This is a genomic window from Psychrobacter halotolerans, from assembly GCF_039680845.1.
Taxonomy (GTDB): Bacteria; Pseudomonadota; Gammaproteobacteria; order Pseudomonadales; family Moraxellaceae; genus Psychrobacter.
Genome location: NZ_JBDKWD010000001.1, coordinates 277,900 through 299,289 on the forward strand (window position 1 = coordinate 277,900; position 21,390 = coordinate 299,289).

A 21,390-nucleotide genomic window follows, 5' to 3' on the forward strand; every position below is an offset into this window, starting at 1 on the left:
TTATACCGTACGGCGAGTCGCCAAACTGTTTAAGATATTTTTAGCATCGCCCCAACGCGTGGCTGAGCTGTTTGCGCCTAATATGACGATAATCGCTGGACGGTTATTCACGCGTGTTTCCATAACGACACAACGACCCGCTTCATTAATAAAACCGGTTTTTGAGATACCAATCGGGTAATCTCCAGAGCGCACTAGGCTACTGGTGTTATTGGCTTTATAGGTACGGTTACCATTAGAAAAGTTTGACACAAAAAAGTCATAACTTTTGGTGGTCGTGAAACGACGAATCACATCATAATTACCAGCGGCACGTACCATTTTGACAAGGTCATTTGGTGAGGCAACATTACGCTTATCAAGGCCAGTCGGATCACCAAAGAAAGCCGTGGTCATCCCCAAGTCTTGCGCTTTACGGTTCATCGCACGTATAAAAGCGTTATAGCCACCTGGGTAATTACGAGACAAGCTTTTTGCTGCCGGGTTTTCTGATTTCATCAATGCCATTAACAGCATTTCGGCACGGTTTAGACGATCACCTGCTTTTAGGTTTGAGCTGGCACGTTTGGGACCGATGAAATCCTCTGGATCTAGCGTAATCTCTTCACGCATATCAAGGCCTGCGTCTAATACCACCATGGCCGTCATTAACTTAGAAATACTAGCGATGGGGCGCGCAACATCGGCATCTTTTTCATAAATAGATTCGCCCGTTTCGGCATCAATAACAGCGACGCTACGTGAGTCGGTGCTGATCGGAATCATATTACTGCTGCCGAATGCCCCGCGATAAGTCGTATTATAACGATTAGTGCTATTGTAACTATTATTGTTACTGGCAAAACTGTTGCTATTGGTGTTGGTAATACTGGTCGAACCGTAGCCATTATCGACTTTTTTTATTGCAGAGCTATTAGACTTGTACATGATGTTGCGTGCTTCAGACAAACTATCTGCCCCGCCCCAACTCATACGAGCACTAGAGCTATTATCAGGGCTACCATTAATAGTAAGGGCGGCTTGTGCAACACTGCCCAAACTCAATGAAATCATAGCAGCGATTAATTGCTGTTTGGTTAATGGTAGTTGCTTCATTATGCCTCCTGCTTCCGTTACCACGCCAATTGCATATTTTCTGACGCCAAGAACGTACGTAGCGTTTATGGGTGTGTTTGTAAGTACTCGTATAGAGTTTTTGTATTTTTAGTGTATCATGGTTTGAATTTAAGTCTAATCTCTCAAGCCAATTTAATGGTTTATTTTGAACGAATTCAAATTTTGCTACAACCACTTTATATTACAGAAACATTGAATCACAATTCAGCAATATACGTTAACGTAAACAGTTGTAAATATTCGCATTTTGTTATGTTAGATAACGATATTTCAATAATAGATTAACATTACTTCTTGTGCTCAAAAATTAAAATAACCATTCAAATGACTTGTAAATAGCTGTCATTTGACGCGAGTAACACCTCCATTTTTATGAATGATAAAGAGTATAGTTATGATTAAAGTACTGGTAGTAGATGATCATGATTTGGTACGAATGGGTATTAGCCGCATGTTGTCAGACAGTGCTGATATCGAAGTTATAGGGGAAGCGGACAGCGGAGACATGGCAATTAAGATGGCCAAACAGTTGCACCCTGATGTGATTTTGCTTGATGTGAACATGCCTAACATCGGTGGACTTGAGGCAACCAAACGTCTCATCCAGCTCGATATGGGTTTTAAGATCTTAGCGGTTAGTAGTATGGCAGCACAACCTTACCCGTCAATGCTCATCAAAGCAGGCGTCAACGGCTACATTACCAAGGGTACGCCACTTGATGAGATGATCATTGCGGTCAAAAAGGTGTATAAAGGCGGCCGCTATTTTAGCCAAGATGTCGCTGAACAGCTGGCTGATGTTTTATTATCCGATAATGCAAACTCACCATTTGACTTGTTAAGTGATCGCGAAAAGCAAGTTGCCATGATGGTGGTTAATTGCCAAAGCCCGCAACAAATCGCAGATCAGCTGTTTGTCAGTGTCAAAACCATCAATACTTATCGCTATCGTATTTATGAAAAGGTGGGGGTTGATAGTGATGTTAAATTGACTCACTTAGCGATTCGCCATGGATTGATTCAACCGTAACGCTTTCGTAATTCTATTAGCAACTCTCCTTCTATGACGGCACACTTATGAAGCTTGCTATTGGCCTTGTCTCTGCTATTACCGATTATTTACATCGTGATGATAGTCTACCTATTCCCCAATTACGTAGATTGGGGTTGATCTATAGCAGTTATCGATTCATCGTCAGTTTGTTCTTTATGTTGATGGTATACATCAATGCGCGTACTGACAGTAGCCCATTATTACCAAGTTTTTTGCAGCAGACTGTGCTGAGTTTTTATGTGCTGCTGAGCTTAATTTTACTGGGACTATTTTGCGTCGTCACCAAAAAATTGCGGCGGCAGCTGGCTTTTGGTTTGGTGTTAGATGTCATTATCTTAAGCCTACTCCTCTATACAGCTGGCGCCCCTGATTTGCAATTAACCATGCTATACATGGTGGTGGTAGCAGCCAGCTTTATGTTGCTTCATGGTTCGCAAGCATTAATTATCACCTTGCTTGCTATTATTTTTGTGATCTACCAGCAGTTTTTTTATGCCATTGCCAATAGTATGAGCTTGGCCAATTTAGGCGACGCATTGCTCATGTCAGCCAGTTTTTTGGCAGTGGGTATTTTAAGTTGGTCTATCTCACAGCGCCTAGTACAGCTTGAAAAAGTAGCGGCAAGCCATGCCAAAGAGGTTGAGCGACTCAATGTCATCAATCAAGAAGTCATCACACAAATGGTAAACGGCGTCATTGTCATCGACAAAGAACGTATTGTCTTGGCAAACTTATCAGCTCATCAATTACTGAGCGTATCCCTTAGCGCCCCTGTACCAGCACCGCACATCTTCATTGATACCAAAGATGAGCGAAATAACCACCATACCGCCCTCCTCTCTAATTTTCAGGATCAGCTTAGCAAACAGCACGCCCAGCTCTTTAAAGCCTGCTTATCCGTTGCCGTAGGTCAATCACGTACCTTTACCTACGACCTACCCGCTGTCGCCAATGTCTCTGTATTCGATAAGCTGCGCGTACAAATCACACCGTTAAAAGACGACAGCAAACTTATCATTCTAGAAGATTTACGCCGTGAACAAGCCGGTGCACAGCAGCTAAAACTGGCCTCTTTGGGGCAGTTAACGGCGAGTATTGCTCATGAAATCCGCAATCCTCTAGCAGCCATATCGCAAGCCAGCCAATTGCTAATGGAAGATATCACAGAAACTGATGTGCTAGATGACCACCAAACCATCGAAATGGATGGCAATCATGAGCTCTACAAAATGATATTTGCGCAAACAAAGCGCGTGAACCGTATCATTGAAGATATTCTAAAACTGTCACGCCAACAAAAAGCCCAGCAGCAGACGATTGTATTGGCTGAATGGCTACCCATCTTCTTGGAAAATTACTTTCAAGGGCATGATGTTTTTTTACGCGTAAAAACAAATCCTACCATATCATTTGATACGCACCAGTTAGAGCAAGTATTAATCAACTTAATCAATAATGGCTTGCGTCATAGTAGTTATGCTCATCCCCATGCCTATGTCGAAATCGAGGTTTATTGTGCAGACAACGATGTTATAATTGATACCTTAGATGCTGGCACTGGCGTCAGTGCTGAGGAATTGCCGCATCTATTTAATCCATTTTTTACTACCGATCAATCAGGGACGGGATTGGGATTGTATTTATCTCAGGCGTTTTGTGAAGCCAATCAAGCACGTCTACTTTATGTCCCCGAACACGACAAAACCTGCTTTCGCTTAATAGCACCAGCCGTGAATGCGGACACTCACTTAAGTACAGTAGAAAGCGACGTTGACAAAGACGTCCTCTGAATAAGAAACTTCTTGTGTATTAAAAATTTTGCCGTTAGGGCATGTTGACTTAATATTTAACAGCTATTGAATACGATGAGATAATGTATGACAACCACCGCCCTAGTCGTTGATGATGAAGTAGATTTGTGTCGATTAATGCAAATAACTTTGACCAAAATGGGCATCAAAAGTGATGTTGCTTATACTTTGTCGCAAGCAAGATCCTACTGGCAAGACAACGATTACGATTTTTGTCTGACCGATCTAAAGCTGCCTGATGGCTCAGGTTTAGAATTGGTAAAAGAAATCAGCAATAGCTCGAAGACACCCATCGCCGTTATTACTGCTTATGGCAGCATGGATCTTGCTATCGAAGCGTTGAAGCTTGGCGCTTTTGATTTTGTCAACAAGCCACTTGAGCTGCCGCGCCTGCGTCAGTTGGTAGAAAACGCGCTAAAGGTGATTCATCAAGACAACGAAGCAAACGCCACCCCTGAGTGCTCACCTGAAGAACAACTCCTAAATACTAGGCTGATCGGCGATTCTGCCGTGATGCATCCTTTGAAAAACACCATATTAAAATTGGCACGCTCACAAGCGCCTGTGTTTTTATCAGGAGAGTCAGGTACTGGGAAAGAAGTGGTTGCCAAGCTGATTCATGACTTAAGTCCGCGTAGAGATGGCAGTTTTGTACCCGTCAACTGCGGCGCGATTCCATCAGAGCTTATGGAATCTGAGTTCTTTGGTCACAAAAAAGGCAGCTTTACGGGTGCGGTTGCTGATAAACAAGGATTGTTTCAGCAGGCTAATGGTGGGACCTTGTTTTTAGACGAAGTGGCGGACCTACCGTTGGCCATGCAGGTCAAACTATTACGCGCTATTCAAGAAAAAACAGTGAGAGCCATCGGCGACACCAAAGAGATACCTGTCGATATTCGTATCTTATCGGCAACCCACAAAAATCTGAGCCAGTTGGTACAGGATGGCGCGTTTAGGCAAGATTTGTACTATCGCATCAATGTCATTGAATTAAAGCTGCCCACGCTTAATGCGCGCCGTGACGATATACCTGTCTTGGCAGATCATTTTTTATCAATGATTTCTCAAGAATGGCAATTAGAGACACCGCCATCATTGACAGTTGGGGCTTATGAGCGTTTGCAGCACCACAACTTCGCTGGTAATGTTCGTGAACTGCGCAATGTGCTTGAGCGCGCAGTGACTTTAGCAGAAACGTCACTCATTGATATTAGTCATTTAGGCCTTCCAGAGATGGAAAACGATGCGGAGCCTAAATCAGAACCCTCACCAACTCATAGTGAGCACGCTACCCCTACTCGTGCTGAAAACGTTGAGCAAAACGCAGCTGAGCCGACCACTCCTGAGTCAATAGAGAATCAAAAAGAATCTATTCCCACTACCAACAGCCTAGCCGCGACAAAAGCTGAGCACGTCACGACCAATCTACATCCGTACCGTACCAATATTCAGCATTACCCTTCAATGAAACAACGCCCATCCAGTTATCAAGCAGAGGCGTCAAACAGTGCAAGCCGCCACGATGATAAAGAGCCCGTTACTCAGCATTCAGCACAACCGACAGTAGATGAAAACCGCGGTTTGAACGAACTGGCAGAAAATCAGCTCCCGTCTCGAGGGTTAGAACATTATTTACAAGAACAAGAGAAGCAGCTGATTATTACTGCGCTCAAGCGAACTGATTGGAATAAAACGCAAGCCGCTAAGCTGCTAGGAACGACTTTTCGCTCTCTACGCTATCGCATGAAAAAACTGGAAATCGCTGAAGAGCAGTCTGAAGAATAACGTTAAAATTGGCCGTTGTTTCATAATACGTGTTCAAACAACGGCTGTATCCTTACCTATAGTTGATCCTAAATAAAAGGGCTACAGGAGACGATAGAGCGAGACTGGAACCAATTTTTCTTGCTGTGCCTTCGCAGGCAAGAGCATCAAAAAAGGGCATCAAAAAATAAGTTCCATTCTCGCTGTGACTTTTTTCTATTGGATTGACTACATTTACGTTTTCGACTTTATGTTTTCTAATTAGTCACGCTTTTTGCGACTGCCTTATTATTGTTATTGTTAGCTGGCTTTCGAACAAACCGAATGCCCGAGTCAAGTGCGCGCTCTTTTAACAAATCCATTGCTTGCTGCTCCCACGTGCTTTCACTACCTGATAAAGTCACATCTGGCTTGACACCAATTCCATCAATTTTATTCCCTGAGGCTGTCATATAATTGGCAACGGTCAGCTTGACTGCCTGCTCATCATTGAGCGGTACGACCGACTGTACTGACCCTTTGCCATAGCTAACTTCGCCAACGATGGTTGCGCGCTTTTGTGCCTGTAAGCTACTTGCCAACACTTCTGCTGCTGAGGCCGAATAACGATTTTGTAGAACGACCATCGGCAAATTTCTAAGTATCGCCTCACCTTGAGTCGCCAGTACCCGTGAGTCGTTTTGCCGTGCTTGTACTTGTACCACGTCTGTATCACTCATAAACAGGCTGGCAACGTTTACTGCTGAGGTCAATACGCCACCTGGATTATCACGCAGGTCTAATAGCATACCGGAAACAGGCGCATCTAGATTGATCAAGCCTTCCAATAACTTCTCGCGGCTGTTGTTTTGAAACGCAGGTAACTTAACAACGGCGATGCCATCAACAAGCGTTGTTTCAATCACTTGAGGATGGCTATTATTACGCTGTAAAGTAGTGGTGTGTTTGCGGCGTCCCGCTTTGGAGGTAACGATATCTACTTGCGTACCCGCCACCCCTGTCAGAAGTTGTTCAATATCATTGGCTTTCTTGTTTTCATCAAGTTTAAACTCGCCAATTTGATGAAGATAATCACCAACCGCAATGCCTTTTCTATCAGCAGGCGAGTCATTGGTGACCTCAGTAATGGCCCAATACCCTACATCCGGCTGGTAAGCAACTTGGATACCAATATCACCGACATCCCCTTCCGTAAAAGCACGTAGGTTCTCATAAGCCTCAGCATCTAAAAACTCTGCATGACTATCGAGCTTGGTCAGCATACCGCTCATCGCATTGTTAAATAGCTCTTCGTCATTGACTGTATCGACATATTCACGGCGGATGAGATCCACAACGGCGACAAATGTTTTGAGCGTTTCAGGAGAAATAGCATTCAAAGATACGTGAGCAACCTCAGAGGGAATATGGGTATCGATATCGCTCGTATCCTCTATTGGAGCAGACCCATCTGTTAAAGCCGTCTCATCTGGAACGCTATCTATCGAGTCATCATAATCATCTGCTGCATCTAACATGTCAGCAATGTCTGATAAATTATCCGTATTGTCACGCGTAGCCGTCTCATCAGCATTTAGATTGATCAGCTGTAGACTTGATGTATCACCATTTACTCCGTTGGACGTTGTCACTGCCGCTTGTGCCGACATAACACTTAGCCCAACCAAGCTGATAGCCAGCGCACATTTAAGGACAGTAGGGACGGTAATGGTCATCACTGCATGCTTGTTCAATTGCTTAGACTCAGAGCCACGGATAAGATTGATAGGATGCATAAGAGAACTCATTTAGATAATAGAATAGATAAGATTTACGTTGTAGAGGTAGTGGCGTGTACTGACTGATAAGATAGCACCAAGCGCGTGTTTAAAACTAGGACAGTATTGCAAGTCATAAATATCGCCGTCATTATTCGTCCTTTAGTATAACGTTTTCATTGACGCATCGAGCAATAGAATTGGACTCAAAAATTAAAAATCCATAAAAAATATGAAAAAAAGAGAGAGATAATCATTACCTCTCCCCTTTTATATGACGCAATAATACAAATACGCAGACACCACAACCTATGAGCTTATGGCTGATTTATTACGCTGGTATTAATAAACTCTCACCTGTCATCTCATTTGGCGCCTCAATATGCATCAGCGACAAAATTGTCGGCGCGATATCACTTAGTTTGCCACCACGACGCACTTGTAATTTTTGCTCACCAACATAGATCAATGGTACGTGTTCAGTGGTATGCTGAGTATGTACCTGCCCGCTTTCATAGTCTTGCATCTGTTCGCAGTTGCCATGATCGGCGGTGATGAGCATATTACCGCCAGCTGCTTGTACCGCTGCTGCTACGCGCCCTACACAAATGTCTAGCGCTTCCACCGCTTGTACAGCCGCCTCAAATACCCCTGTGTGTCCTACCATATCACCATTGGCATAGTTCACAACCAATACATCGTACTTGCCCGACTCAATCGCCTCGACCAGTTTATCCGTCACTTCAGGCGCACTCATTTCAGGTTTTAAATCATAGGTAGGCACGTCTGGAGAAGGCACTAAGATACGTGTTTCACCATCGTACTCTGCCTCACGGCCGCCACTAAAGAAAAAAGTCACATGGGCATACTTTTCAGTTTCAGCAATACGCAACTGGGTTTTCCCTTTATCTTGCAAGTATTCGCCAAGGGTATTGGTTAATGACGTAGGATAGTAAGCAATGCTGGTAGTAGGATTGTCAGCCAATACGTCAGAGTATTTGGTCAGCATGACAAACGCCGCCAGTTTGGGCCGCTTACGACGAGCAAAACCAGAAAACTCATGATCGGGTAACACAAAAGCTTGTGCAAGCTCACGGGCGCGATCAGCACGGAAGTTCATAAAAATAAGCGCATCATTGTCATCAACGGTATAAGGCACTTCATCTCGTCCAATTACGGTTGTAGGACTAATAAATTCATCCGTCTCACGTGCTTTATAGGCGGCTTGCACCGCCCCATCTGCTCGCGTCGCTAAGCGATCTGCCTTGCCTTCGGTAAGAAGCTCATAAGCCTTTTGTACTCGATCCCAGCGATTGTCACGATCCATGGCATAGTACCGACCAATGATACTGGCAATTTGTACGCGGCCGCCTTCATAGTGCGCATTTAGCTTATTAATGTGCGTACGTAGGCGATCTACATATTTATCAGCGGATTTTGGCGGTGTATCACGCCCATCTAAAAAGCAATGGACAAAGACGTTTTTGGCACCATGTACGAGGGCTGAATGACACATGGCTTCTATATGGTCTTGATGCGAATGCACGCCGCCATCTGATAGTAGTCCCATGATGTGAACATTACCGCCAAGCTCGTTGGCTGCTTTTACCGCATTGACCAGCGCTTCGTTTTTATAAAAATCACGATTGGCAAGCTCACTTGAGATGCGGGTGGAATCTTGATAAAGCACGCGGCCTGCGCCCAAGTTCATGTGTCCTACTTCTGAATTACCAAACTGACCATCTGGCAGCCCTACATCTTCTCCAGACGCAGATATCAATCCATGCGGATATTGCTGATACAGTTTGTCCAAATGCGGCATGTTGGCAGCGGCAATCGCATTGTCCTTATCGTCTTCACGGTGTCCAAAACCATCTAGGATCATCAACACATGCGGCACTTTTTTTAATTGCTCGCTGTTTTGCTCATTACTAAGCGTGGTCTGATCGTCGTTGATAAATTCTGATTGTGGCTGATTGTTGGTCATGGATTACCGCTCCTCAAGTGGATGAACGCTTATAATATTGTCATAGGAAATTGAAAGTATCCTATCTTAACACACATCTCAAAATAGCTGAAAACTGACCTCTTGTACGATATAGTTGATCCCAAATAAAATGGATATACAAAATGATAGGGTGAGAATGGAACTAATTTTCCTTGCTTGCTGTGCCTACGCCGATAGAGGCTACAAAAAATTAGTCCCATTCTCGCTGTGCTTTTTTTATATTGGACTGACTATAGAACGTTTATTTATAACATTCATAGACAAAATTTCATTAAAAATGTGGTGAAAGCGATAGATCAATCATACTCACTATTAATACCTCGTATCAATCTGTAAACCAGACTTGCAATCAATCAGGCCATTGGTTAAGATAATTATATTCTGAAGTGTTGGCTAGTAGATGTTTATTCCCTGAGCCGATAATGCTTTACCAGGATGTGGTATCTATTACCTCATTGTGTATGCCTGCACCGCTTGCGGTGTATCAGGAAACCTGCCGAGGTAGTGACGCATCCGCCCTGAACTTCACGGTTCATGGGTCACCATCTTACGGCGGCACTTCGGTTGTTATATTCGGTTAATTATTGATTTGCTGACGAGTAATTTGTAGATAAATTACTCTTTGTAGAAAATGAATAACAACCAACCAAAAGCCCCTTTCGCTATTGACGAAAGGGGCTTTTTTTATCTGCTCTACACTTATTATTCAAACTTTATTCGTCATTGGCAGATTTTGTGATTTTCTTCACATCTTTGGGGACATTTTTTGCCGTGCCATCTACCGTCGTGTGCTGTTTAAAAACATCACCAAACGGGTTTTGTTGCTGCTGACCAAAGGGATTTTGCTTATTCATACCGCCAGCACCGCCGAATGGGTTTTGACCAGCACCCATTTGTCCACCCATCTGTTTTGCCATCATTTCCATCATTTTTTGCTGATTGTTCATGACGTAATTGTTGGCGACGTCTTTTAGTTTCTTTTGTACGGGCGGTAATACAAGAAGCAATGCAATAATATCACTAAGTACGCCAGGAATAAGCAGTAAGACACCCGCTGCCGCCATTGCCACACTTTTCATCATGGTAGCTTCTGGCGGACGCATAGCAGGGTTCATCATGCCACCTGCTTTCATTTGCTGTGCCATTGGACTAAGAGAGGCCATGCCTTTGCGTATCAGTGCAATACCAATGATCGCAGCGACAATAAACCACATAAAGACCCACCAGCCACTCATAAACTGCGCGAGCAAATACCACAGTAGCATCTCGATAATAAACCAAACAATGGCGATACCAACTATCTGACCCATAAAGTGTCGTCCTATAAAATAAAAACCAATAAATTGAGCGCCATACAAATTAAAATGGCTAACATATGATGTATATGGGGATTGATTGCTATACTATCAAACTTACCGCTTATTTTTAAGCCATAAAACAAAATGTAAGTAATACGGAAGACTATGGCAATTATTATAGGGATAGATCCAGGTTCACGCATGACGGGTTATGGCATCGTTCAACAAACGGGCGATAAACTGACCTATATTGATGCAGGCACCATTCGTACAGACACCAAAGAGATGCCTGAGCGTCTCAAGCGGATTTTTAATGGCTTAACACGCATCACGCAGCATCATCTAAAATACGCAGACGAGCCAATTTATACAGCGATTGAGCAAGTGTTTATGGCAGAAAACCCAGACTCCGCCTTGAAACTTGGTCAAGCGCGAGGCGCTGCCATTGCCGCCATGGTCGCCTTGGATTTGGAAGTATCAGAATACACCGCGCGCCAAATCAAGCAAGCAGTGTGCGGCTATGGCGCGGCGGCCAAAGAGCAGGTGCAAGAGATGGTTTGCCGCATACTCTCTTTAGAAGTTACCCCACAACAAGATGCAGCAGATGGACTCGCCTGCGCGATTTGTCATGCGCATTCAAGCCATTCGATGAATAAATTGATACTTAATAGCGCCATGCGTGGACGTGGAACTTCTAAGAAAAAAGGACGTTGGCGTTTGACCGAAGAAGATCTCGGTAACTTACGTTAATAACTTAATTAGAAAACAACCGTTAAAAACGACCATTAAAAAGATGACCTAAAAAAACGCGCTTGATAGCGCGTTTTTTGGATCATTGATTAAGTTAATCTGGTTTTCAGGATTTACTCTGTCACTGAGCTTTCAATCACAGCGTCTAATACATAAGCATACTGCTCTTTTAATGCATTTGTAGACTCATCATCTATCGCCGCACTACTATCTAACTGGTAACGCTGTAATCGTAGCACCTCACTGTGCGCGTCATTGTGCTGATAACCTTCAATTACGCCAGCAAATGTTGTCCATTCGCCCTCACTACTTTTGACGCCTTGATCGTTATAAGTAACGGGTTTAACTTGCAAACACCTCTGAGAGGTACTGTCTTTACAAGGAACCATCTTATCCTTTATGGCCCAAAATACTGTATCCCCTTTACTATGGTACTTGGCTTGCGGCGTCAGACTGCCTTCCCAAACCAACGTCGTCCCCTCATTTGTTAGCTGAGTCAAGATTGGTCGATCTTCTTGGGAGACTTCTCCTGGCATTACCGTGATTTGATTATCACCTTGCATCAGGTTAATTAAGCTGTTTTCAACGATATCGAGTTTACCGCATGACATTTTTGTACTCATGCTGTCTTCAATCGTGAGGACTGCACTTTGTAGCTGATAAACCGCACTTATCGTGTTGCAACCCACGCTATAGTTTAATGTATTTTGACCTTGATACTGATCGAACGACAATCTTATTTGAGTGTCATCTGCTGTCAAGGTACTCAAGGGTTGAGCCTTGTTATCTGTGGCAGAAATAAGTGTCCAGCGATACTTAGACAGATTGGCAATCATTGTTTGTTCCGCACTCAGCGTCTCTGTGGCTGACTCATCGGTAGGTACAGCGTTGTTATTAGCAGCAACAAGCGTGCTTTGCAGCTTATCATTGGACTCTTGAGCGCTTTCCCCCATATCCTGCTCTTGCAACGAAACAGGATCCTGACAAGCACTTAATGCCAAACTTGCTACCAGCACACTTGATAATATACCCACTCTAACAGACAACGTTTTAAGAGATAATGCCATAACACTCATGCCTTGTATTTACACCTTTTTCTATACTCTAAATAATGATGACTGCCTATCTAATCTATCGAAGCAGCTTAGTTTGCCTACTATTTAATTTGACCGCTACTTAGTTTGACCACTATAACGTTGATACTAGGGGTCAGTGTAACAAAGTGTTAATCTGAATCGTACAACGATGTCTGTTGCTTTTTTGCCTCACTACTTTAATGCACTACAGGCCTAAATAGCTGAGTATTTTACCAACTCACCCATCTAAGGCTGTGCGTTATACTTACTTCAGGAATGATAAACGGTTTATTTTACTTATTATCTCCAGCAAGCTTGGCTTTTGCCATGTTTGAGATACTAAACCGTTCATTCATTTTTTCATAAAAACGAGCAAGATTCTTACCCTGTTCAGTCGGATTTACTTTTAGAAGCTTACCAAAATCCAATCCAAGATAAAGCACAATATCAGCGAAACTTAATTGATCTCCTACCAAGTAGTCGTGACCTTCTAAGACCGTTTCAAAATAAGCCAAGGCTTTGCTTGGGCGCGCGGTAGAAGGTGCAACAAACTCTGGTACTTGTTCAACGCGTTGCGCTTTGGACGGATGACTGTGCTGAAATGCCAGCATATAATTGTATAAGATCTCAAACTCAGCGATGCGGCGCATTGAACATACTTGCGCGCGTTGTACCACATCGTTACCCATTACTGAGCGCTCACCATAGACACGGTCCAAATATTCGCATACTGCCTGCGAGTCATTGAGAACGGTACCATCGTCTAATGTTAAAACGGGGACGGTCTGCATCGGATTTATTGTAGTAAATGCCTCTGACATCTGCTCATTGGCAGCAAAATCAATATCTACTACGTCGATATCATCCATATCATCAACATCAATCCCTTTTGATGCCAATAAAATTAAGGCTTTACGCGGATTGGGTGCCGTACGGGTTATGTATAATTTTTTCATGACAAACTCCTTGTAAGATAGAATAAAAAGCGACTCAACACTGTTAGAACTTTATATAGTCAGTCCTAAATAAAAAAGATACGATTATGATCAGGCGATACTGGCAAACGATATTATTTTAGATAAAACTTATTGCTTTACTCATCATAGCAAAACCTTACTGCCACTTGTTATATGAAAAGTAAAAAGCCCCATAACATTAAGTTATAGGGCTTTTTATTTTTAGTTAATAAGCATACGTCTTTGGCCTATTTATTGGGCGCAGGTGTCGTACGTAGATACGGTTTCACTTCCGTATGACCTTTTGGATACTTAGCAGCAATGTCTTCATTTTTTACACTTGGCGGGATGATAACGTCATCGCCGTCTTTCCAGTCCACTGGGGTTGCAATGTTATATTCATCAGACAATTGCAGCGCATCAATCACGCGAATAATTTCATCAAAGTTACGACCACAGCTGGCTGGGTAGGTGAGTGTTAACCGAATCTTTTTACTTGGATCAATAATAAAGACACTACGTACTGTATGTGTGCTATCGGCGTTTGGATGCATCATGTCATACAGCTCAGCGACTTCTTTATTAGGATCAGCGATGATTGGAAAATTCATCTCAGTACCTTGCGTCTCACCGATGTCACTTGCCCATGCTTTATGATCTTCTAAGCTATCGACAGAGATACAGATTGGCTTGACATTGCGCTTTTGGAACTCACCATTAAGCGCAGCAGCGCGACCAAGCTCGGTCGTACAGACTGGGGTAAAGTCTGCTGGATGTGAGAAGAAAACAACCCAGTTGTCGCCTGCCCACTCATGGAAATTGATATCACCTTCTGTGGTTGTCGCATTAAAGTCTGGAGCGGTATCGCCTAAACGTAAATGTGCCATGCTTAATTCCTTAGCTTATTAGTGATGAGCACTGATACTTAAAAATATCTTCGCGCTCTATTATTATCATCGACATGCTTATCTATTCAAACAAACCAAAGCATATCAAAAAAACGTCATTTTATAGTAACAAACTGATTATGAATGTCTTGTGATAGATTGTAATGCGGTTATTCCTTTTATAAATAACTCGTCAATTAATCAAGTAACCCTTAATTAAACAATACTCTTTGTGCTCTAAACAACCATACCCGAATCCCACAAGCAAAACTCGCCAAATTTACCCTTTTTGCTAGTACCACCAGCCGCACGTCCTGCTTCGGTTAATATCAACTCGCCTTCTTGTGCTTCTAAATAACCAGCTGCCAGTAATTTATCGTTTAGTTCTTGCGTTTTAAGTCCTCGCTCTTTGGCAAGCTTGGCAGTAGTCAGTTTAGAATAGTTAGGCGTTGCAGCTTCTGCGGTGGCAGTAGATGCCGCAGCCGCATTTACCTTATTATTAGCCACAACAGGAGCAGGATTGGTTTTACTCTCTGCCTCATTATCAGGCTCATTCACCTTCTCAAGGGACATTCTGACTTCATCACTGATACGAATGATGCGCTGGGCTTCCTCATAAGTATCGGCGTAAAGCTTGGCATCTTCATTGCGATAAATAAGCACACCCATTTCATTATTATTAACTTGACTGAATTCATAAAGGTTCAAGCTGGTAATGATGCATTCGTTTTCATTCAGGTAGCATTTAGCGTGCAAGTTTTTGCAAAAGCTGGTACGGATAAAGGTTAAGTTTTTTAGCCAATTTATCTCTTCAGGGTGTAAATCGTTTTTGCCATAAACGATGCGAATGTCTATTTTCAAGCGATTACGGTCTTCGAGCAATTCTTTGATACGCTCATTGAGCTTGAGATAGGGACTGATAATAATCAATCTGTCAGACGCATTTTTAATCAATTCTTCTAAATGATAAGTCGTACCACTACTATTCAAAAACTTTGCCATTCTTATACCCTCTCCCTCTACGATTAAAATTTATGCCTAGCCACAAAAAAGCCCATTCCTAGCGTACTAGAAATGGGCGAACTTGCAAACTACTATTGTTCAGTAGTTGTTTAAAAATAAATATGAACGGTGCTGATAATATTTATTAAGCAGGTTTATAACTGTCGCGTAAGCTGACGATTTGATTAAATACGGGCTTGTCACTGGTGTGCTCCACTGCGTCAGAGATAAAATACCCTTCACGCTCAAACTGAAAACGCGTGCCTGCCTCCGCATTGGCCAATGATGGCTCAACCACTGCTTGCAGCTCAGTCAACGAGTTCGGATTAAGCGCTTGATGTACGTCACTCACACTACTTGGGTCTTCCACATTAAATAGTTGCTCATACATACGTACGGTTGCAGGCACACCTTGGCTTGCTGATACCCAATGAATGACGCCTTTAACCTTACGGCCTTCAGGATTGTTACCCAATGTCGTAGGGTCAATCGTTGCCTTTAATTCAACAACGTTGCCACTGTCATCGGTGATATGTTCGGTCACTGCCAATATATAGGTATTGCGTAGACGAATTTCTGGCTTTTCAGGTGACAGACGCTTATAGCCTGCTGGCGGTTCAACCTCATAATCGCCTTGGTCGATATATAGCGTTTCGGTGAAAGGAATTTCACGTTCACCCATATCGACGTTCGGATGATTTGGTTGCGTCAACCATAGAGTCTGCGTTGTATCATCGAAGCGCGCATTGACGCCCTCGGCTTTTTGCGATTCCCACTCACTGACCGCTTCCGCAAAGTTAGTAATCGTCACTTTTAATGGCTTTAACACCGCCATACCGCGTGCCGTAGTGGTTTCTAGGGATTGACGAACACTAAATTCTAATGAGCGAAAATCAACCACACTGTCAGATTTGGTTATACCAACGCGATCACAGAAATCACGTAGACCTTCTGCGGTATAACCACGGCGGCGCATGCCAGCAATGGTCGGCATACGTGGATCATCCCAACCACTAACGATACCTTCATCGACCAATTGTTTTAGCTTACGCTTACTGGTCATCGTATGATCGACGTTTAAACGGCTAAATTCGTACTGACGCGGTGCTACTTCAAAACCGATCTTTTCAATCACCCAATCATAAAAAGGACGATGGTCTTCAAACTCTAGTGTACACAATGAATGAGTAATGCCTTCGATGGCATCAGACAGCGGATGCGCAAAGTCATACATGGGATAGATACACCATTTATCACCCGTTTGATGATGGGCTTGATGCATGACGCGGTAGATGACAGGATCACGCAGGTTCATGTTTGGGCTTGCCATATCGATTTTGGCACGCAAAACCGCTTTCCCTTCCGCATATTTACCTGATTCCATATCGTTGAACAGCGCTAAGTTGTCTGCCACACTGGCGTCACGATAGATTGAAGGCGTTCCGGCTTCATTAAACGAACCGCGGTTTTCTTTAATCTGTTCAGGTGACTGCAAGTCCACATAAGCATCACCTTGCTCAATCAGTTGCACCGCCCAAGCATAAAGCTGATCGAAGTAGCTTGAGGCATGATACGCCTCCCCAACCCACTCAAAACCCAACCATCTGACATCGCTCTCGATGTTATCGATATAGTCCTGCTTTTCTGCCGTTGGGTTGGTGTCATCAAAACGCAGATTACACACACCGCCGAACTCTTCTGCCACACCGAAGTTTAGGCAGATAGACTTTACGTGACCCAAATGCAAGTAGCCATTTGGCTCAGGCGGAAAACGGGTCACGATTTGCTGGTATTTTTGCGCATTGACATCGTCACGAATGATATTACGAATAAAGTCGTTTTTTTGTTCAGTGTTGCTTGAGTGCTCACTCATCGGGCATTGCTCCTAACGCAAATTGTCAATTCATAACACGTGCCATCACGCATTATGGAAAATTCGAACCAAACTTTTGGATAAAAAATAATAAAACAGCGATAAAAACTTGAGCCACAAAAACAGTAGGTTATAGAACCACATTATTTGCTGGCATAATTAAAAATGGTCGGAAATGGATAAAGTTGCGTTATTCTATCAGCTTTTGCAAACGCATTAACAGCCTGATACATGACACAGCATAAAAAAGCCGTTAGACTACCCATGACTTTTATCAACCAACTTTTTAACCACCACTTGACAGCGTCACTTAAGGCGCTGCAATTAAAAAAGGAATATCTCATGGTAGACATGCCACCAGTAGTAGAACTTGACACCAGTATGGGTGCGATCGTTATCGAACTCAATGAAGAAAAAGCGCCAAAGACCGTCGAAAACTTTTTGAACTATGTAAAATCAGGTCAGTATGACGGTACGATTTTTCACCGCATCATCGATGGCTTTATGATTCAAGGCGGCGGAATGGACGCTGAAATGAATGAAAAACCAACCAATGCGCCTATCGAAAACGAAGCAGACAATGGCCTAAAGAACGATAAAGGCACTATTGCAATGGCGCGTACGCAAGACCCACATTCAGCCACTAGCCAGTTCTTTATTAACGTAAAAGACAATGATTTCCTAAACCATTCTGGCAAAAACATGCAGGGTTGGGGTTATACCGTATTTGGTAAAGTAACAAGCGGTATGGACGTAATCGAAAAAATGCGCAGCGTACCAACTGGTCGTTTTGGTATGCATGCTGATGTACCAAAAGAGCCAGTCGTTATTAACTCAGCGACCATCATTACTCAATAACAGTTACTCAGTAACAGCTACTCAGTAATGGTTGTTTAGTAGCAGCGGCTTAGCCGCTGTGAATTCATGAGTATTGCTCAATAAATTTTATTGGGTAATACTCATTATCCGATAAGTTATAAGGACACAGATAAATGCAAAGTTTTAATCATCTGATAACGACCCGACCTCATGAGGTGCGGCAAGTATTGATTAGCGATTTGCATTTGTCCTCTGAAGAGCCTGCCTTAGTGCAGGCTTTTTTGGCATTGCTTGATGACTGCCTTGCTCTGCCAGATCTTAAACGCTTGTTCATTTTAGGTGATTGGTTTGAGGTATGGCTGGGTGATGATATGTATTTGTCCTTATCAGAAGAAGCACGTCACGTGCATTGGTTGACACCGCTTATCGTTAAACTAAAAAATTTGCGTATACAGGGTTGTGAGATTTTGGTCATGCATGGCAATCGTGATTTTCTGTTGGGTCAATTGTTTTGTAATCTATTCGGCGGTGAGTTGATTGAAGAGCCTTATAATTTAATGGTTGGACAGCAACATTATCGTTTGGAACATGGCGACGCTTTGTGTACCGATGATAAAAAGTATCAGTTGTTTCGCCGACTCATGCGCAACCGTATGACCCAGTGGTATCTACTTAATAAACCATTAGAAAAACGCTTGGACATCGCTGATAAAATGCGCAAAAAAAGCCAGCAGAACAATGCCAATAAAGCAGCGCATATCATGGATGTTAACAATGGAGCGGTCACTGACGTCATGGCTGATAATGATGCGTTATTGCATGGTCATACCCACAGGCCTACCGTCCACCAACTCGCTAATGATAAAAAACGTTATGTGCTTGGCGATTGGCGTCTGCTCGACAAAGACAAGCGGCAAGCGAAAGTCAGCGCGGTAATTGGAGTTGTCACTTCGCCAGAAGATATAAAAGATAACGCTCAGTTGGCTCTGATTGAATTTGACTTTAATATTATCTGACCGAGATTTTAGCTAACAAAGCAGCACTTATTTATCATAAAAAAGGTCTATCGCTTGTGCAATAGACCTTTTTTGATGGCTGCTTCTTTGCATCTTTTAGCCGATAGCTGGTTTATTTTAGAAGCGATACATTGCGATTGAGCGTGTGACTGGAATAAATTTTTTGCAGTCTCTGTCGGCAACGCCGCAGCAAGCAAAAAAATTTGTACCAGTTACACGTTGCTATCTTTGCAAACGGTTTTTTTATTAGTCTTAAGGCATCAATTTAAAGAAATGCTGGCGGTAATGCTTAAGCTCACGAATAGAGTCACGTATATCATCCAATGCCAAATGACTGCCGCCTTTCTCAAAGTTTCTTAAGATATCTGGACGCCAGCGGAAACACAGCTCTTTGATGGAAGACACATCAAGATTGCGATAATGGAAGAACCTCTCAAGCTCTGGCATTTGACGAGCCATAAATCGGCGATCTTGGCAGATGGAATTGCCACACATCGGCGACTTACCACTATCGACCCACTTATTTAAAAACTTAATGGTCTCAGCTTCAGCTTCAGCCAATGTGACGGTGCTACGGCGCACCCGATCAATTAGACCTGACTGACCATGTTGCTTGGTATTCCAGTCATCCATACCATTTAAGACGCGGTCAGACACCTTGATCGCAAATACTGGCCCTTCAGCCAATACATTTAAATCTTCATCAGTGACAACGGTTGCAATCTCGATAATCTCATCATTTAAGGTATCAAGTCCGGTCATCTCTAGGTCAATCCATACCAGCCCTTTTTTGCCTTGGTTTTTAATTTTAATCTTATTGGGGTGGTCACCGGTGGTCATAAAATATCCTATGGTCAATAAATTTTGAGACAATGTTGGCGCAATGTTAAACAGATCAAGACGAATACTTAGCTAAAACCCTGAGAAATCTAACGTTAGTAGCGCTCAAAAATCCTTACAGATCTAAAGTTAGTAGAAATCTAGTGGTTCATGATAGATAGAATATTACAAAACCACTATCTGCCATCCGCGCTTTAGGCTGTATGTTAGCAAATTTTCACGCTACACTTAGCAATATTTTTTTAATAGGTCAAAACCCATGGCATTAATCCGGCAGCGCAAACTGACTAAGCAACAGATTCGTCGTATTGACAAGCAACAGCTGGACAGTCAAGACAGCATCGATGACAGTTTGATGGATGGCGTGGTCATGGCGCATTATGGCAAGCAACTAGAGGTACAAGTGACCAGCTTGCCTGCGGTGATACCACAGCAACCTGAAATCGGGCCTGATGATCCTGAGCCGTTTTGGCAAGTACTCGCCTTGAATGATATTTGGCGCTGTCATGTACGTACCAACCTACCCATGCTAGCAGCGGGCGACCACGTACGCTGGAGCGCCGACTCCAATACAGGTTTTGGACGTATCGAATCAGTCAAACCGCGCACATCCTTGGTCTCACGCCCTGATCGTTATCATAAGCTCAAACCCGTTGCTGCCAATGTCGATATTTTGGCCATTGTATTTGCACCGCTACCTGCTGCCGCGCCCACGCTCATAGACCGCTATCTGGTCGTTTGTCACCATGCTGGCGTCAAGCCATTGTTGGTGCTCAATAAAGCCGATCTGCTGGCCCAAGAAAATGGCGTTGATACCAGTGAGCTGCTGGCACAATATGCCGCTCTTGGGTATGAGAGTGTGCTCACCTCCGTTGATTGTCCTGAGAATATCGCGGACAGCGATGAGCAGACTGGGCTTGATGAGCTAAAACGTTACATAGATAAGAAGCTAGTGATTTTTGCTGGTCAATCTGGCGTCGGTAAGAGCAGTTTAATCAACGCTCTATTGCCCGACTCTGGTCAAAGCGTCAACGTCATCTCCGAAAACTCTCAGCTGGGCCAGCACACCACGACGACCAGCCGCTTACTGCCCTTCAATCCAGACGATCTAACCCAAGGCGGCATTGTGGATACCCCCGGTATTCGTGAGTATGGTATTTGGCACTTAACCCCTGATGATATTATCTCAGGCTTTGTTGAGCTTGCGCCGCTGGCTGGTGACTGTCAATTCCGTGACTGTCGTCATACGCATAACAGTAAAGGCTGCGCCCTTTGGCAAGCAGTGGCTGACGGTGTCGTATTGCAGCGCCGTGTTGAAAACCTCGTTACGCTCAGAGAAGAGGCAGATACCAAACCTTATTAA

General features: G+C 43.4%; 17 protein-coding genes and 1 other RNA gene. 8 read left to right on the forward strand and 10 right to left on the reverse strand.

Annotated features, from left to right (window positions below):
• Positions 1-1,095 (reverse strand): serine hydrolase, encoded by a 1,095-nt coding sequence (locus AAJP47_RS01190; RefSeq protein ID WP_346716085.1) that lies wholly within the window; start codon positions 1,093-1,095, stop codon positions 1-3.
• A gap of 415 nt (positions 1,096-1,510) precedes the next feature.
• Here AAJP47_RS01190 and AAJP47_RS01195 point away from each other — a divergent pair, with 415 nt between their 5' ends.
• The 3 genes from AAJP47_RS01195 (at position 1,511) to AAJP47_RS01205 (ending at position 5,766) form a co-directional block, all read left to right on the forward strand.
• The gene (locus tag AAJP47_RS01195; RefSeq protein ID WP_346716086.1) at positions 1,511-2,146 is read left to right on the forward strand and encodes a response regulator; all 636 of its coding nucleotides are present in this window, start codon (positions 1,511-1,513) and stop codon (positions 2,144-2,146) included.
• Positions 2,147-2,193: 47 nt separating this feature from the next.
• Positions 2,194-3,960 (forward strand): sensor histidine kinase, encoded by a 1,767-nt coding sequence (locus AAJP47_RS01200; protein WP_346716087.1) that lies wholly within the window; start codon positions 2,194-2,196, stop codon positions 3,958-3,960.
• Positions 3,961-4,047: 87 nt separating this feature from the next.
• Positions 4,048-5,766, forward strand: coding sequence for a sigma 54-interacting transcriptional regulator (locus AAJP47_RS01205; protein ID WP_346716088.1), 1,719 nt, complete (start codon positions 4,048-4,050; stop codon positions 5,764-5,766).
• Between the two features lie 236 nt (positions 5,767-6,002).
• Here AAJP47_RS01205 and AAJP47_RS01210 read toward each other — a convergent pair whose 3' ends face one another.
• Both AAJP47_RS01210 and gpmI read right to left on the reverse strand, forming a co-directional pair.
• The gene (locus tag AAJP47_RS01210) at positions 6,003-7,520 is read right to left on the reverse strand and encodes a S41 family peptidase (RefSeq protein WP_346716089.1); all 1,518 of its coding nucleotides are present in this window, start codon (positions 7,518-7,520) and stop codon (positions 6,003-6,005) included.
• Positions 7,521-7,833: 313 nt separating this feature from the next.
• Positions 7,834-9,489 carry a 2,3-bisphosphoglycerate-independent phosphoglycerate mutase gene (gene gpmI / locus AAJP47_RS01215; RefSeq protein WP_346716090.1) on the reverse strand — a complete coding sequence of 552 codons (1,656 nt, stop codon included), beginning with the start codon at positions 9,487-9,489 and terminating at the stop codon, positions 7,834-7,836.
• A 396-nt stretch (positions 9,490-9,885) separates the two neighbouring features.
• On the opposite strand from gpmI, the gene ssrS reads away from it, so the two are divergent.
• Positions 9,886-10,081: non-coding RNA, 6S RNA (ssrS, locus tag AAJP47_RS01220), on the forward strand.
• A 142-nt stretch (positions 10,082-10,223) separates the two neighbouring features.
• On the opposite strand, the gene AAJP47_RS01225 is transcribed toward ssrS, so the two are convergent.
• On the reverse strand, positions 10,224-10,820 hold the full coding sequence (locus AAJP47_RS01225; RefSeq protein ID WP_346716091.1) for an FxsA family protein: 597 nt from the start codon (positions 10,818-10,820) through the stop codon (positions 10,224-10,226).
• A gap of 153 nt (positions 10,821-10,973) precedes the next feature.
• Between AAJP47_RS01225 and ruvC the strand changes: the two genes are divergently transcribed.
• Entirely contained in the window at positions 10,974-11,558 is a 585-nt protein-coding gene (gene ruvC, locus AAJP47_RS01230) for a crossover junction endodeoxyribonuclease RuvC (RefSeq protein ID WP_346716092.1), read from the forward strand.
• 113 nt (positions 11,559-11,671) lie between these two features.
• On the opposite strand, the gene AAJP47_RS01235 is transcribed toward ruvC, so the two are convergent.
• The 5 genes from AAJP47_RS01235 to AAJP47_RS01255 all read right to left on the reverse strand — a co-directional run bounded on the left by AAJP47_RS01235 (position 11,672) and on the right by AAJP47_RS01255 (position 17,352).
• A complete protein-coding gene (locus AAJP47_RS01235) occupies positions 11,672-12,625 on the reverse strand; it encodes an META domain-containing protein (RefSeq protein WP_346716093.1) in 954 nt (317 codons plus the stop codon).
• A 302-nt stretch (positions 12,626-12,927) separates the two neighbouring features.
• Complete coding sequence (locus AAJP47_RS01240; protein WP_346716094.1) at positions 12,928-13,590, reverse strand: glutathione S-transferase family protein; 663 nt, start codon at positions 13,588-13,590, stop codon at positions 12,928-12,930.
• Between the two features lie 248 nt (positions 13,591-13,838).
• Positions 13,839-14,477, reverse strand: a complete 639-nt coding sequence (locus AAJP47_RS01245) for a peroxiredoxin (protein WP_346716095.1) — start codon at positions 14,475-14,477, stop codon at positions 13,839-13,841.
• A gap of 237 nt (positions 14,478-14,714) precedes the next feature.
• Entirely contained in the window at positions 14,715-15,479 is a 765-nt protein-coding gene (locus AAJP47_RS01250) for a phospholipase D family protein (protein ID WP_346716096.1), read from the reverse strand.
• A 145-nt stretch (positions 15,480-15,624) separates the two neighbouring features.
• Positions 15,625-17,352, reverse strand: coding sequence for a glutamine--tRNA ligase/YqeY domain fusion protein (locus AAJP47_RS01255; protein ID WP_346716097.1), 1,728 nt, complete (start codon positions 17,350-17,352; stop codon positions 15,625-15,627).
• A 342-nt stretch (positions 17,353-17,694) separates the two neighbouring features.
• Between AAJP47_RS01255 and AAJP47_RS01260 the strand changes: the two genes are divergently transcribed.
• Both AAJP47_RS01260 and AAJP47_RS01265 read left to right on the forward strand, forming a co-directional pair.
• Positions 17,695-18,210 (forward strand): peptidylprolyl isomerase, encoded by a 516-nt coding sequence (locus tag AAJP47_RS01260; protein WP_201509998.1) that lies wholly within the window; start codon positions 17,695-17,697, stop codon positions 18,208-18,210.
• Between the two features lie 134 nt (positions 18,211-18,344).
• The gene (locus AAJP47_RS01265) at positions 18,345-19,187 is read left to right on the forward strand and encodes a UDP-2,3-diacylglucosamine diphosphatase (RefSeq protein ID WP_346716098.1); all 843 of its coding nucleotides are present in this window, start codon (positions 18,345-18,347) and stop codon (positions 19,185-19,187) included.
• 252 nt (positions 19,188-19,439) lie between these two features.
• Here AAJP47_RS01265 and orn read toward each other — a convergent pair whose 3' ends face one another.
• Positions 19,440-20,027, reverse strand: coding sequence for an oligoribonuclease (gene orn, locus AAJP47_RS01270; protein WP_346716099.1), 588 nt, complete (start codon positions 20,025-20,027; stop codon positions 19,440-19,442).
• A 259-nt stretch (positions 20,028-20,286) separates the two neighbouring features.
• Between orn and rsgA the strand changes: the two genes are divergently transcribed.
• Positions 20,287-21,390 (forward strand): ribosome small subunit-dependent GTPase A, encoded by a 1,104-nt coding sequence (rsgA, locus tag AAJP47_RS01275; RefSeq protein ID WP_346716100.1) that lies wholly within the window; start codon positions 20,287-20,289, stop codon positions 21,388-21,390.